The following is a 14,074-nucleotide window of genomic DNA, read 5'->3' as shown; positions in this document are numbered from 1 at the left end:
TGCCGTTGCTGGGATATATTACAGAGCATGCTTTACATCAGTGTTCCGCTCGGCAAGCTGGTCCGCCGGGTGTCCCGGCTCAGGGGTGGCGGCTCCGCCCTGCCCGGGCTGGTGGTCGAAAAAATCGACCCCGGCTTTATGCAGCGGACACTCGCCACCCTCCCTCACGGCGTGGCCGTCGTGAGCGGAACCAACGGCAAGACCACCACCACCAAAATGGTGGTGGAACTCCTGGAAAGCCAGGGCCTGAAGGTATTCACCAACCGCACCGGCAGTAACTTCACCCGTGGCGTGGCGGCTGCGCTGCTCGGCGAGGTGGACTGGCGCGGCCGGCTCAAGGCCGATGTCGCCGTCCTGGAACTGGACGAAGCCCACGCCGTGCATTTCGTGAACCGTGTCCCGCCGCGCTACAGCCTCCTGCTCAACGTCCTGCGGGACCAGCTGGACCGCTTTGGTGAAATCGACAAAACGGCCCAGCTCCTGCAGCACATCGCTGCCAAAACCACCGGAACGGTGGTCCTCAACCGGGAGGACCCGCGCGTGGCCCGCATCGCGGACACACTGACCGGCGGCCAGGACGTCCAGTACTTCGGCCTCGACGATTCGCTCCTCAGCACCTTTCCGAACGACGACGACATGCGGGCAGCCCCCGGCAGCCCCGCTCCCGCAGCGCCCTCCCACAAGCCGCCCGCCGACGTCGTACTCCGGAGGGTGGGTCCGGACACCGCAGATTTCGAGTACGACGGCGTCACCGTCACCACAGCGATGAAGCTCCGCGGCGTCTACAACATCTTTAATGCCGCGGCGGCGCTGGTCCTGGCGCGCAGCATCTGCGGCGGCGGCGCCGCCACGGCAGACCACGCAACACTGCTGACCGCGCTCTCCCAGGTGGAGCCCGCGTTCGGCCGCGGCGAAAGCCTCACGGTGGACGGCCAGCCCCTGGACCTGGTGCTGGTCAAAAACCCCAGCGGTTTCCGGCTGGGACTGAAGTCATTCCCCGCAGGCGGCTACGCCACCATGATCGCCATCAACGACAACTACGCCGACGGCCGGGACATGTCCTGGCTGTGGGACGTGGAGTTCGATTCACTTCGCGAGGGCGGCGTTGACCAGCTGACCGGATCCCGAGCGTACGACATGGCCCTGCGGCTGCAGTATGACGAGGTGCCGATCGGCGCGGTCCAGACGGACATCGCCCCGGCACTTGCTGCTTTCATCCGTGAAGGCAGGGGCAAGCCGAAGCGGATTTTCTGCACGTACACAGCCATGCTGGCCATCCGCCGCGAGCTGTCCAAAATAACCGAAGTGGAGGTGGTCTCGTGAGCATCGAACCAAGCGGAACCGCTCCGGAGAGCAAGGGCACCCTTCGCGTCCTGCAGCTGTATCCGCGCGACATGAACATCTACGGTGACTGGGGCAACGCCCTGGTCCTGAAGCAGCGGATCAGCTGGCACGGCTATACGCCTGAACTGCTTGAGTACAACGTGGGTGACGACTTTCCCGCCGACGTGGACCTCATCGTGGGCGGCGGCGGCCAGGACAGCGGTCAGCTGGTCATCCAGAATGACCTGCATTCACGGGCCGACGTCCTGACCGGACTCGCCGAGGACGGCGCACCCATACTGGTGATCTGCGGGCTTTACCAACTGTTCGGGCGCTTTTTCAAGACCCACCTGGGTACGGTCATTCCGGGCATCGGTATCCTGGATGTCGAAACCCACGGCACGGACGAACGCCTGATCGGCAACGTCAAGGTGTCCACCCCGGAGTTCGGCGAGGTGCTGGGCTACGAAAACCACAGCGGTCAGACAACGCTCGGGCCCGGCGTCCGGCCCCTCGGAACCGTGGCCAAGGGGACCGGCAATAACAGCAGTGACGGCCACGAAGGCGCCCGCTACAAGAATGTGGTGGCCAGCTACCTGCACGGTTCCCTGTTGCCCAAGAACCCCGCCATCGCCGACTTCCTGATCCGTACCGCTGCGGAACGCAAGTTCGGGGCTTTCGCCCCGGGCACTCCTGATGACAGCTTCGCGGTGCTGGCCCGCGAACACGCCGCCCGGCGTCCGCGCTGACTCTTTAGGGCAGCGGTTCGGGCCGCACACGGGGCTGGGCTGCGGGTTCCTTGGTGATCAGCAGTTCGTGCGCACCGGCAGCCGCCGCGCCCATCGACTCCACCACGGTGCTGGTCCGCAGCCTCGTGGCGGCGTCAGAATCGGGCGCTGCGCAGACACCCTGTGGGGCGTCGGATGCCACTGAACACCAGCGGTACGGATCGCGGACGATGACCGACGGAGCCCAGGCAAGGTCCGACGCCGTCCAGTTGCCGGCCGCATCCTGGCTGAACTGCGCACGGACCAGCAGGCCCTCGTTGTTCACCGCGTACCAAGGCGACAGTTCGGTCACCCCGTTGCCCAGGCCGTAGGCGATCCATGTGCCCTTGTAGTTCTCGATCGGCAGCACCGAATGTGTGTGATGGCCGTAGATCATGCTGAACTGGCCGCTGTCCACCAGGGCGCGGGCCGTTTCCTGCTGCTGGGTATTCGCTGCGCCGGCGTACTCATCCCCCGCGTGCATGGCGCCCAGCACAATGTCGGCGCCGAGGGCACGTGCCTTGACGGCCTTGGCTATCATGGTGGGCGCGTCCAGCATGTCCACCTGCCAGCTGTACTCCGGGTACACCCCGTTGAGCCCGTAAGTTCCTTGGATGATGGCGACTTTCGCGGCTCCGGTCTGCAGAATCAGGATCCCCTCCGATTCGGTTTCGGTGCGGTAGGATCCGGTGTGTTTAAGCCCGGCAGCGTCCAAAGCGTCCAGGGTGCGCAGCAGTCCGTCCGTGCTCCGGCCGATGCTGTGCTCGCTCGCGGTGGTACAGGCCCGGTACCCCACCGCCTTTGCGGCAGTGATGACCTGCGGCGGAACGTTGAAGGACGGGTACGCCGCGAACGGGCCGTCGGGCCCGGCCACGGGTGTCTCCTGATGGCAGATGGCCAGGTCGCTTCCCCGGATGTACCGGCGCTGGCCTGCCAGGAGCGGGGTGAAATCGAGGCCGGGTTTGCCTGCCGCAGCGGCGTCGTCGCCGGCCTGCTGCCAGAGCCCGGCATGGACCAGCATGTCCCCGGTCATCAGGACGGACGTGCACCGGAGCGTTGGGCACGCCGGTCCTGCACCCGGCGTGGGGGTGGGGGTCGGAACCGGTGAGGGCGTCGGGGTTTGTTGTTCCGTCCCGGAACGGGCGCCTGGCACCGTGCTGGAGGACGGCGGGTTCGGTTCGGCAACCAGGCCGCACGCCGCAAGCAGCACGGCCATCGTGACAGCCATGAGCACGGCCCGGATTCGGGCAGCGGCAGTGCCGGATGTGTTCCCCATACGCGCCATTGTAGGTTTGGCCACCCGCAAAACCGGGACGCCGCGCATTGAGAAGGATGCGCCGGTATGAAAGGTTAGCGTGATGACGAATCCACTCCTCAGCACCAGTGACCTGCCCTACGGGCTGCCGCCGTTTGCCCGGCTCGAACCAGCCGAATACTCCGAGGCAGTGGCCGCCGGTTTTGCAGAACACCTGGCCGAAATCCAGGCGATCGTGGACAACACCGCGGACGTGACCTTCGAAAACACCGCCGTGGCCATGGAGAAATCCGGCCAGCTGCTGCAGCGGGCCGCGGCTGCTTTCTTCACCCTTGTCTCCGCCGATGCAACTGACGCGATCCGGGACCTGGAGACCGAACTTTCCCCCCGGTTCTCTGCCCACCAGGACGAGGTCTACCTCAACCGGGCCCTCTTTGACCGGTTCGCCGCCATTGATGTCTCCGGTCTGGATCCTGAATCCGTACGCCTCGTGGAGGAATACCTGAAAGAGTTCCGCCAGACCGGCATCCAGCTCGATCCGCCCGGGCAGGAGCGGCTGAAAGGAATCAACGCAGAGCTGTCACGGCTTGGCACGGAGTTTGGCCAGCGGGTCAAGGAAGGCATGAAGTCCGCGGCCCTGCTGGTGGACAGCGCCGGGGAACTGGCGGGGCTGCCCGCGGACGATCTCGCCAGCGCCGCTGAGGCGGCCCGCGAGGCCGGCCACGGGGACAAATTCCTCCTGACACTGATCCAGCCCAGCAACCAGCCCGCGATGGCTGCGCTCGAAAACCGGGACGTCCGCCGTCGGCTGTTTGAAGCATCGCTGGCCCGGGGCAGCGACGGCGGCACCCTGGACGTCCTGGACCTGGTCAGGTCCATGGCCGGGCTGCGGGCTGAAAAGGCCGCCCTTCTTGGCTTCGCCAACTATGCCGAACTCGTGGTGGAACGCCAGACGGCCCCCAGCTTCGAGGCGGTCCAGTCCATGCTGAACAGGATGGCCCCTGCAGCCGTCCGCAATGCCGACGCAGAGGCGGCCGCCCTGGCCGAGGTTGCCGGGCACCCGCTGGAGGCCTGGGACTGGGCGTTCTACTCAGCGAAAGTCCGCCGGGAGAAATACTCCGTGGACGAGCAGGGGCTCCGCCCCTACTTCGAGCTGGACCGCGTCCTCCGGGACGGCGTCTTTTTCGCTGCCACATCCCTCTTCGGCATTACCTTCCATGAACGCCATGACCTTGACGGATACCACCCCGACGTCCGGGTCTGGGAGGTTCGGGACCAGGACGGTGAGGGCCTCGGACTGTTCCTGGGCGACTACTACACCCGCGAAACCAAGCGGGGCGGCGCGTGGATGAATTCGCTGGTGGAACAGTCGGCCCTGCTCGGCAATAAACCTGTGGTGATCAACAACCTCAACATCTCCAAGCCCCCGGCGGATGAGCCGACCCTCCTGACGCTGGACGAGCTGCGGACCACCTTCCATGAGTTCGGCCACGCGCTCCATGGCCTGTTTTCCAATGTGACGTATCCGCGGTTCTCCGGAACCGCGGTCCCCCGGGACTTCGTGGAATACCCCTCGCAGGTCAACGAGATGTGGATCCTCTGGCCTGAGGTGCTGGCGAACTATGCCCGGCACCATCTCACGGGCGAGGCGCTCCCCCAGGACACCGTGGACCGGCTCAATGAATCCCGGCTGTGGGGCGAAGGGTTCGCCACCACCGAATACCTGGGCGCAGCGCTGCTGGACCTGGCCTGGCATGTGCTGGATGAAGCGGGAGTCCCGGACGATGTGGTGGCCTTCGAGGCTAAGTCGCTGGCCGCAGCGGGCGTGGCCCACGCCTTGATTCCACCGCGCTACCGGACGGGCTATTTCCAGCACATCTTCGCGGGCGACGGCTATGCTGCCGGCTACTACTCGTACATCTGGAGCGAGGTCCTGGACGCTGAAACAGTGGACTGGTTCACCGAGAACGGCGGCCTGGACCGCACCAATGGCGAACGCTTCCGCCAGGAACTCCTCTCCCGAGGCAACAGCCGGGACCCGCTGGAATCCTTCCGAACGCTCCGGGGCCGCGAAGCGACGTTGGAGCCTCTCCTCAAGCGCCGCGGCCTCGACTAAAACCCAGGTTTCGACAAGCTCAACCAACAACGACGCCGGGTGGCCGCCTTCGAAAAGGCGACCACCCGGCTTCGTACATAAGGAGCGGAAAAGGCAAGGGACGGCGTTATCCGGCAGCGCGCGTAAAAGGGGCCCCGCGCCGGAAGCAGCTACTCAGCTGCCAACAACGCGCGGGGAATAGCGCGCCGAGGATGACGCCGCTCCTAGCACCAAAGGCGCGAGTTACCAGCCGCGCTCAGCGAGGCGGTGCGGCTGCGGGATCTCGTCCACGTTGATGCCCACCATGGCCTCGCCCAGGCCGCGGGATGCCTTGGCGATGACGTCGGGGTCATCGAAGAACGTGGTGGCCTTGACCACGGCAGCGGCACGCTGGGCCGGGTTGCCGGACTTGAAGATGCCGGATCCGACGAACACGCCGTCGGCGCCGAGCTGCATCATCATGGCTGCGTCGGCCGGGGTGGCGATGCCGCCCGCGGTGAACAGCACCACGGGGAGCTTGCCGGCGGCGGCGACTTCCTTGACCAGTTCGTACGGGGCCTGCAGTTCCTTGGCCGCGACGTAGAGCTCATCCTCGGGCAGGGCTGCGAGTTTGGCGATCTCGGCGCGGATCTGGCGCATGTGGCCGGTGGCATTGGAGACGTCGCCGGTGCCGGCCTCGCCCTTGGATCGGATCATGGCCGCGCCCTCGTTAATGCGGCGCAGCGCCTCACCGAGGTTGGTGGCGCCACAGACGAAGGGAACCTTGAAGTTCCACTTGTCGATGTGGTGGACGTAGTCGGCCGGCGTCAGGACCTCGGACTCGTCAATGTAGTCCACGCCCAAGGACTGCAGGACCTGCGCCTCCACGAAGTGGCCGATCCTGGCCTTGGCCATGACCGGGACGGAGACGGCGTCGATGATCTTGTCGATCATGTCCGGATCGGACATGCGGGACACGCCACCCTGGGCTCGGATATCGGCCGGAACGCGTTCCAGCGCCATCACTGCAACGGCACCGGCATCTTCGGCGATGCGGGCCTGTTCGACGTTAACGACGTCCATAATGACGCCGCCCTTGAGCATCTCAGCCATGCCCCGCTTGACGCGGTTGCTGCCCGTGACGCCGTTCGCGGACGAACCGGCGTCGCTGCTTACATCAGGTGTAGACACAAAAACCCCTATGGGTAGATAGATGATCTTCGCCGGACGTGAAGGCGGCAGGAAGCCGAGGAGTACACGCACCGGGTTGCCGGATCCATTGACCGGGCAGTCACAATACTAGTCCCACCGCGGGCAGCGGACTTAATCACGCTTAATCAGAGGCGGCGGATGCTGCCATGGCCTGGCGGTGAACGGTCCCTATGCGCTGGCAAATTGTGATGAGGCTTGCCAGGGCCAGCAGTCCGAGTGTCACAAGCAGAACCACCGGAGGCAGCCCGAGGCCGGTGAACCCGGTGACCACAAGAACCGACACGAGCCTCTCGGCGCGCTCGGCGATGCCTACATTTGCCGTGAAGCCCAGGGACTCAGCTTTGGACCGTGCGTACGAGACCACCATGCCCAAAACGAGGCACAGCATGGCCGCGACGGCGATCGCGTAGTCCGCTCCCCCGGTGAAGAACCAGATAGCCACGCCCGCAAACAGCGCGCCGTCAGCGATCCGGTCCAGCGTGGAATCCAGGAAATTGCCCCACCGTCCCCCGGCGTCACGCATGCGGGCCATGATGCCGTCAAGCACATCCGAGAAGATGAACGCCGTAATGAACAGCGTGCCCCACCAGAGCTGGCCAAGGGGGTAGAACACCAGGGCGCCTACCACCACGCCGGCGGTGCCGATGATGGTCACCGCATCCGGAGAAACACCGATTTTCAGGAGCCAGCGGGCAAGAGGAGTGAACAGCGCGGTGAAAAACCCGCGCGCGTGCCTATTAAGCATCCGTCTCCCCGGGCCAGGCTTCGGCAACTAGCTGACGTACCTCATCGAGGGTCTGCGTGATGGCCTTGGTCTGGGCGATGATCGGGAAGAAGTTCCCGTCGCCGCCCCACCGCGGAACGATGTGCTGGTGCAGGTGGGCTGCGATGCCGGCGCCACCCACCACCCCCTGGTTCATGCCCAGGTTGAAGCCGCCCGGGTTGGAGACTTTACGGAGGACCCGCATGGCCGTCTGGGTGATGTCAGCAAACTCCGCAGTCTCCTCCACGGTGAGGTCCGTGTAATCCGGGACGTGCCGGTACGGACAGACCAGGAGGTGGCCCGGGTTGTACGGGAACAGGTTGAGGACCACATAGCAGGTCTTGCCCCTGTAGACGATGAGGGCTTCCTCGTCGGTCCTTCGCGGCCCCACGCAGAACGGGCAGTCATCCTCGCTCTTGAACTGGTGCTGCCCGCCCTTGATATAGGCCATCCGGTGGGGAGTCCACAGGCGCTGGAACGCGTCCGGTACGCCCGCGAGATCAAAGTCATCGGTCACGCCGGCATCCCCTGGATATCCTGCGCCTGTGTTCTCCTGCACCGTGTTCTTTTCCGTTTCCGCTAGCTGGTCCGGTTACGGACGGCTTCCGTGATCCGCTTGACGGCCTCGGCCACGGGCACGCCGTTGTCCTGGCTGCCGTCCCGGAACCGGAAGGACACCGCCCCGGCCTCGGCGTCGTCTCCGCCGGCGATCAGGACAAAGGGAATCTTGTCCTTGCTGGCGGTGCGGATCTTCTTGGGGAACCTGTCCGACGACGTGTCCACCTCGGCGCGGATGCCCGCCGCCTTGAGCTGGTCAACGACGTCGAACATGTACTCGTTGAAGGTTTCGGCCACCGGGATGCCCACCACCTGGACGGGGGAAAGCCACGCCGGGAAGGCACCGGCGTAGTGCTCCGTGAGCACACCCATGAACCGCTCGATGGAACCGAAGAGTGCGCGGTGGATCATGACGGGCCGCTGGCGGGTGCCGTCGGCTGCCTGGAATTCCAGCTCGAACCGTTCGGGCAGGTTGAAGTCCAGCTGGATGGTGGACATCTGCCAGGTCCGGCCGAGGGCGTCCTTCGCCTGGACGGAGATTTTTGGACCGTAGAAGGCAGCCCCGCCCGGATCGGCGACCAATTCCAGGCCGGATTCCTCGGCCACCTCGGCCAGGGTCCGGGTGGCTTCGTCCCATGCGGCGTCCTCGCCGACGAACTTCTCCGGGTCCTTGGTGGAGAGCTCGAGGTAGAAGTCGTTCAGGCCGTAGTCCTTCAGCAGGTCAAGCACAAACGTCAGGGTCTTGGTGAGTTCATCCTTCATCTGCTCGCGGGTGCAGTAGATGTGGGCGTCGTCCTGTGTCATGCCCCGGACGCGGGTCAGGCCGTGCACTACACCGGATTTTTCGTACCGGTAGACGGCGCCGAATTCGAAGAGCCGCAGCGGCAGTTCACGGTAGGAACGTCCCCGTGAACGGAAGATCAGGTTGTGCATGGGGCAGTTCATCGGCTTGAGGTAGTAGTCCTGGGCAGGCTTGCGGACCGTACCGTCTGCGTTGAGTTCCTCGTCCACTCGCATGGCCGGGAACATGCCCTCCTTGTACCAGTCCAGGTGTCCCGAGACTTCGTAGAGGTGGCCCTTGGTGATGTGCGGGGTGTAGACGAACTCGTACCCGGCGTCGACATGGCGCTGCCGGGAGTAGTCCTCCATTTCCTTGCGGATGATCCCGCCCCTGGGGTGGAAGACCGGCAGGCCGGAGCCAAGCTCGTCCGGGAAGGAGAAAAGGTCAAGTTCGACGCCGAGCTTGCGGTGGTCGCGCCGCTCAGCTTCGGCGATGCGCTCCTGGTAGGCCTTCAGCGCGTCCTTGGTGGGCCAGGCTGTGCCGTAGATGCGCTGCAGCTGCTGGTTCTTCTGGTTGCCCAGCCAGTAAGCGGAGGATGACCTGGTGAGGGCGAACGCGTTGGAGATGAGCTTGGTGTTGGGCAGGTGCGGGCCGCGGCAGAGGTCGCACCAGACGGTCGTCCCTTCCTTGCGCTCCACATTGTCGTAGATGGTGATGTCGCCGGCCCCGACCTCCACGTTAACGCCTTCAGCTGCTTCGGCGGCCTCATTCTTTTTACCCAGGAGTTCGAGCTTGTAGGGCTCGTTTTTCATGGCCTCGCGGGCTTCATCCTCGTTGACCACGCGTCGGACGAACTTCTGGTTCTGGTTGATGATCTTCTGCATCATCTTCTCGAGGGTTTTGAGGTCCTCGGGGGTGAACGGCTCGGCAACGTCGAAGTCGAAGTAGAAACCGTCGGTGATGTACGGCCCGATGCCAAGCCTGGCATCGGGTCGGAGCTGCTGTACGGCCTGGGCCATGACGTGGGCGGTGGAGTGGCGCAGCACGTTCAGGCCGTCCGGGGAATCGATGGTGACGCCCTCAACCTCCGCGCCCTCGGGCAGCTCCTGGTCCAGGTCCTTCAGCTCGCCATTAACGCGGGCCACAACAACTTCGCGGCGCTCAAAGAAGAGTTCCGCACCGGTTGTCCCGGTAGTCACCTTGGTCTCTTCGCCATCGACGATGAGGGTGATCTGCTGGGCATCTGACACGGGTGTCTCCTATTCAAAGTTTTAGGCTTCATAGCTTGCGGCATACGGGGACCACAGCCAGCCATCGTCAATGCTATCGGTTCCGCCAGAGGCCGACCAACGGGACCCGCGGGCTCCGCCGACCTACAGGATGACCTTTCCAGCGTGGCAGCAGCGCCTCAGCCGCCCATCCCGGTGATGGAGAGGCTCCGGCTGATCCCGTCCAACGGATGCGGGACATCCGTGCTTTCCACCGGGTTGCCGGGGAACGGCAGGGATTCCACGCGGCTAAGGTCCCAGGCCATGCTGGCACTCAGGCTGATTCCGCGTGGACCGGTCCGGCGTGTGGTGCCGCGGATGAGCAGCAGCCTGGTTCCGAACAGGAGCTGGCCCGCCTGTTCCTGGGCTTCGTGGAAGAACACGGAGTCGATGCAGCCCGTGCCGTCATCGATGCTGATGAACACCACCCGGCGGCCGCCGCGCATGGGAGGGGTCTGGGTGGCAATGCGCACGCCGGCCACCAGCACCTCGGTGCCGTTGCGGAGGCTGAGCAGTTTGTCCGCAGTGGTGACCCCCAGCCTGTTCAACATGGGGCGGTGGCTTTCCATCAGGTGGCCGCTGACGTCGAGGGCCATAAGGTCGAGTTCGGCCCGGACGTTTTCCACCAGGGTTGGCTCGGGAAGCCCGGGCTTGACGTTGCGCAGTTCCACGTCCCCCAGCGGCAATGAGAGCTGCCCTTCCATGACCTCAGCGCCCTTACGGGTACCGCCGGCAGCATGGAGTTGGTTCAGATGCTGGACGAGGTCTGCACGGTTTGCCCCGCTGCCCGCCTCCCGGTGCAGGGAATCAAAGGCGCCTAATTGGGCGAGCCGCTTAATGCTCGGTTTGCTCAGCCTGGACCGTGCCCGGAGATCCGCCAGGGAGTCGTAGGGCTGGCCGGCGACAATCCTCTTGAGCTCAGCCCCGGAGAGGCCGTAAATCCCGTTGAGGCTCAGCCTGATCCCCAGCTTGCCCGCATCCGGCCCGTCCGCAACCCGTTCCACCCGGTACTCGGCATGGCTGCGGTTGATATCCAGCGGCAGGATGGGTATTCCAAGCCTTCGGGCTTCGGCAACCAGCAGCCGCTTTGGATACATCCCGGGATCGTGCTCCCACAGCCCGGCCAGGAACGCCTCGGGATGATGCGTTTTCAGCCAGGCTGACTGGTAGGTGGGGACGGCAAAGGCCGCTCCATGCGCCTTGCAGAAACCAAAACTCCCAAAAGCCTTCAAGGTCCCCCAGACCTTGTCCACCACGTCCGGGGAATAGCCCTTGATCCTGGCCTCCCTGCGGAAGAACTCTTCCACTTTCAGTTCGAGGACCTCGTTACCGAGAGCCCGCCGGAACTCGTCTGCCTTTGCCAGCCCGCACCCGGTCATCACGTTGAACGTTTTCAGGATTTGCTCATGGAAGACGGTGACACCATGTGTCTCCTGCAGCACGGGTTTCAGGTCAGGATGCGGATAGACCTCCGGCGCAAATCCGTGCCTGTGTTCCAGGAACGGCCGCACCATGTCAGATTTCATCGGCCCTGGCCGGAACAGCGAAATGTCGATGATGAGGTCATTGAAGTCACGCGGGGCCATCTTGCCGATCAGCTCACGCTGTCCCGGTGACTCGATCTGGAAGCATCCCAGGGTGTGGGTGCTGCGGATCAGTTCGAAGGTGGGCTCATCATCCAGCGGCACGGCGTTCAGATCGATGTGGCCGTTGTCGGCGATGTAGTCCGGACCTGTACCTTCAGGCCCGGCGGGGTGGGCCCCGGCCGCGACCACTTCTGCTTTGGATGGATGGATCCGGATGACTTCCCGGACGGCAAACGCCATGGCGCTCTGCATCCTCACCCCCAAAACATCCAGCTTGAGCATGCCCATGGGATCCATGTCGTGTTTGTCGAACTGGCTCATGGGCAGCCCGAGCCCGCTGGGCTGGACAGGGGTCCGGTCAAGGAGAGTGGCGTCGCCCAGGATCACCCCGCAGGGATGCATGGAAATATGGCGGGGCAGCCGGTCCAGCCGTTCGGTGAGGTCCACCAGCAGGTCAAGCTGCTGGTTTTCAGCCTTGCCGCGCTGCTCCACCCTGCCGGCGAACTCCCGCAGCTCAGGTTTTTCCACCAGGGCTTCACGGAATTTGCGGGCTGAGAACCGCCACAGCTGCTTGGCGATCTCACCGACGTCGCCATCATCCATGCCCAGCGCCATGCCTGCATCCCGGACGGCACCGCGGGCCCGGTACCCGTTCTGCATGCTCATCAGGGTCACCCGCTCGGCACCAAACCGGTCAAAGATCCTCCGGTACACGTTGTGCCGCTCGGCGCTTTCGACGTCGATGTCAATGTCAGGCAGTGTGGCCCGGTCCTGCGACAGGAAGCGTTCAAAGATCAGATCGTGCTGCAGGGGGTCCACCTGGCTGACGTCGATCAGATAATTGACCAGGCTGGAGGCACCCGAGCCGCGGGCAGCCGCCCTGACCCCCATATCCAGGATCATCCGGGAGACCTCGGCGACAGTCAGGAAGTAGGAGGAGAAGCCGAGGTTCCGGATGATCCCCAGCTCGTGCTCCAGCCGCGAGCGCATGTCCTTGCCGGCCGCGCCGGATATTCCCGGGAACCGCCTGCTGATCCCGGCCTCACAGCGCTGGACCAATTCTCTATGCGGATCCTGGCTGATGCCTATGACTGATGCCTCAGGGACCACAGGCTGCTTCCATCCCATATCAGCCACCGGGTCTATCCTGCAGAAGTCGGCGAGCGCCTCGGTCTGGGCCATGAGCTGTTTTAGGTCTGCTGTGCCATACCCCGCAGCGCGGATGATTTCCTTGCCCAGCAGAAGCATTTGCCCTGCGGATTTGAGCCAGCCCTGCCCGTTGGGCTGCAGCAGCGGTTCGGCAGCAAGTTCCGGCAGTGATTTCAGGGTCCGGGCGGAGTCGAGGACGTCAGCCGTGGCGGCACCGTCTTCGGCGCAATAACGGACTGCGTTGGTCAGCACAGCCGGGACATGGTGTTCTTCGGCGAGTTTGAGCATCCGCACCGCATGGGCAGTGCTCAGGGGCGCTCCCGGGGCAGTCAGCTGGGAAACCACTTCGGCAACGAGGGTTCCTGCCGGCATGGCGTCAAGCCATCGTTTGAACAGTGTGCGCGGGCGAAGGTAGCGCCGCCCGCCCATGGCTCGTCCGACGTCGGAATCCGGTCCGATCAGGACTGTCAGCACCGGCTTCAAGGTGTTGGGGTCAAGCGTCCGTGAGGCGAGTTCGGCACGGGTGACCGCAACAGGCACCGCTCCCCCGGCTTTTCCTGTGGTGCGGGCATGGGCATCGGAGACAAGCCTGCACAGGGCGCGGTAGCCCGCTCCGTTGTTATTGCCCCGGGCGAGTACCACCACCCGGCCGGCGAGCTGCGTACGGTGGTCGCCGTCGTCGTCGAAGACCGCAAGGTCCACCCCCGCTATGGGGTCGATGCCTGCCTCCATGCAGGCTTTGAGGTGCTTGACTGTGCCGTACAGTCCGTCCCGGTCCGTGCAGGCAAGCGCTGTGGCGCCGTCCGCGGCGGCTGCCTGGGCCAGTTCCTCAGGCCAGGACACTCCATAGTGCGCGCTGAAGGCGGTGGAAACGTGGAGATGGGTGAAGCTCATGCGGTTTTGGGGTGGAGTCCGTCGTGGAGACGCATGAGCCGCCAGCGGCCGCTGCCCAGGTGCCTGCTGAGGTCCAGGGTTAGCGTCTCCGCGGTATCGAGGGAATCTGCCCGTACCTGGACGCGCCAGATCTCATGGTCCACCAGTCCCGGTCCGCTGCCCAGCGGAGCCCGACGCTCCTCAGCCCACCACTGCCTGCGTTCGTACCACCGCACAGGTTCGGCGCACACCGTATAGTGCCGCCCGGCCCATTGAAGTTCAAGCGGCTGCCCTGCAGGGGTGCAGACGACATCCAGGGACTCGCTGAACATACCCATGGGCGCCTCCTGAACTGAACTGAGCCGATGCAAAATGCTGCTGCACAAGGCTGCCGCAAAAAACAGGCATTCGAATACATGTTCGAATAAATCCAGTCTACGACGGCACCCCGGCAAAACCTAGACA

The 14,074-nt window shown here is 64.6% G+C and carries 10 protein-coding genes; 3 read left to right on the top strand and 7 right to left on the bottom strand.

The features are described 5' to 3' along the window. The first annotated feature begins 27 nt into the window (after positions 1-27). Both GUV69_RS02820 and GUV69_RS02815 read left to right on the top strand, forming a co-directional pair. The gene (locus GUV69_RS02820) at positions 28-1,323 is read left to right on the top strand and encodes a Mur ligase family protein (protein WP_164199533.1); all 1,296 of its coding nucleotides are present in this window, start codon (positions 28-30) and stop codon (positions 1,321-1,323) included. Next, positions 1,320-2,072 (top strand): type 1 glutamine amidotransferase, encoded by a 753-nt coding sequence (locus GUV69_RS02815; RefSeq protein WP_164199531.1) that lies wholly within the window; start codon positions 1,320-1,322, stop codon positions 2,070-2,072. Before GUV69_RS02820 ends, GUV69_RS02815 begins: the two co-directional genes overlap by 4 nt. Positions 2,073-2,076: 4 nt before the next feature. Here GUV69_RS02815 and GUV69_RS02810 read toward each other — a convergent pair whose 3' ends face one another. Further along, positions 2,077-3,366 (bottom strand): CapA family protein, encoded by a 1,290-nt coding sequence (locus GUV69_RS02810; RefSeq protein WP_244292596.1) that lies wholly within the window; start codon positions 3,364-3,366, stop codon positions 2,077-2,079. An 82-nt stretch (positions 3,367-3,448) separates the two neighbouring features. On the opposite strand from GUV69_RS02810, the gene GUV69_RS02805 reads away from it, so the two are divergent. Next, positions 3,449-5,461 (top strand): M3 family metallopeptidase, encoded by a 2,013-nt coding sequence (locus GUV69_RS02805; protein WP_164199529.1) that lies wholly within the window; start codon positions 3,449-3,451, stop codon positions 5,459-5,461. Between the two features lie 222 nt (positions 5,462-5,683). Here GUV69_RS02805 and pdxS read toward each other — a convergent pair whose 3' ends face one another. From pdxS to GUV69_RS02775, 6 genes are all read right to left on the bottom strand, one after another. Next, positions 5,684-6,610, bottom strand: coding sequence for a pyridoxal 5'-phosphate synthase lyase subunit PdxS (gene pdxS / locus GUV69_RS02800; RefSeq protein WP_164199527.1), 927 nt, complete (start codon positions 6,608-6,610; stop codon positions 5,684-5,686). 142 nt (positions 6,611-6,752) lie between these two features. After that, positions 6,753-7,376: a phosphatidylinositol phosphate synthase gene (gene pgsA / locus GUV69_RS02795; protein WP_164199525.1), complete on the bottom strand. Its 624-nt coding sequence runs from the start codon at positions 7,374-7,376 to the stop codon at positions 6,753-6,755. Further along, a complete protein-coding gene (locus tag GUV69_RS02790; RefSeq protein WP_164199523.1) occupies positions 7,369-7,953 on the bottom strand; it encodes an HIT family protein in 585 nt (194 codons plus the stop codon). Before GUV69_RS02790 ends, pgsA begins: the two co-directional genes overlap by 8 nt. A 20-nt stretch (positions 7,954-7,973) precedes the next feature. Further along, a complete protein-coding gene (thrS, locus tag GUV69_RS02785; protein WP_164199521.1) occupies positions 7,974-9,983 on the bottom strand; it encodes a threonine--tRNA ligase in 2,010 nt (669 codons plus the stop codon). A 158-nt stretch (positions 9,984-10,141) separates the two neighbouring features. Next, a complete protein-coding gene (locus tag GUV69_RS02780) occupies positions 10,142-13,630 on the bottom strand; it encodes a DNA polymerase III subunit alpha (RefSeq protein WP_164199519.1) in 3,489 nt (1,162 codons plus the stop codon). Further along, complete coding sequence (locus tag GUV69_RS02775) at positions 13,627-13,947, bottom strand: DUF6504 family protein (RefSeq protein WP_164199517.1); 321 nt, start codon at positions 13,945-13,947, stop codon at positions 13,627-13,629. The genes GUV69_RS02780 and GUV69_RS02775 overlap by 4 nt, the downstream gene beginning before the upstream one ends. Positions 13,948-14,074: the final 127 nt, after the last annotated feature.

Source organism: [Micrococcus luteus] ATCC 49442, assembly GCF_010367585.1.
In the GTDB taxonomy this organism is placed as follows: domain Bacteria; phylum Actinomycetota; class Actinomycetes; order Actinomycetales; family Micrococcaceae; genus Arthrobacter; species Arthrobacter luteus_A.
Note: the sequence above shows the minus strand (reverse complement) of the source record. Positions and strands in the feature narration are given on the sequence as shown.

Coding starts and splice junctions, on each gene's coding strand:
- GUV69_RS02820 (WP_164199533.1), top strand. CDS start 28: ATGCTTTACATCAGTGTTCCGCTCGGCAAGCTGGTCCGCCGGGTGTCC.
- GUV69_RS02810 (WP_244292596.1), bottom strand. CDS start 3,366: ATGGGGAACACATCCGGCACTGCCGCTGCCCGAATCCGGGCCGTGCTC.
- GUV69_RS02805 (WP_164199529.1), top strand. CDS start 3,449: ATGACGAATCCACTCCTCAGCACCAGTGACCTGCCCTACGGGCTGCCG.
- pgsA (WP_164199525.1), bottom strand. CDS start 7,376: ATGCTTAATAGGCACGCGCGCGGGTTTTTCACCGCGCTGTTCACTCCT.
- GUV69_RS02780 (WP_164199519.1), bottom strand. CDS start 13,630: ATGAGCTTCACCCATCTCCACGTTTCCACCGCCTTCAGCGCGCACTAT.
- GUV69_RS02775 (WP_164199517.1), bottom strand. CDS start 13,947: ATGGGTATGTTCAGCGAGTCCCTGGATGTCGTCTGCACCCCTGCAGGG.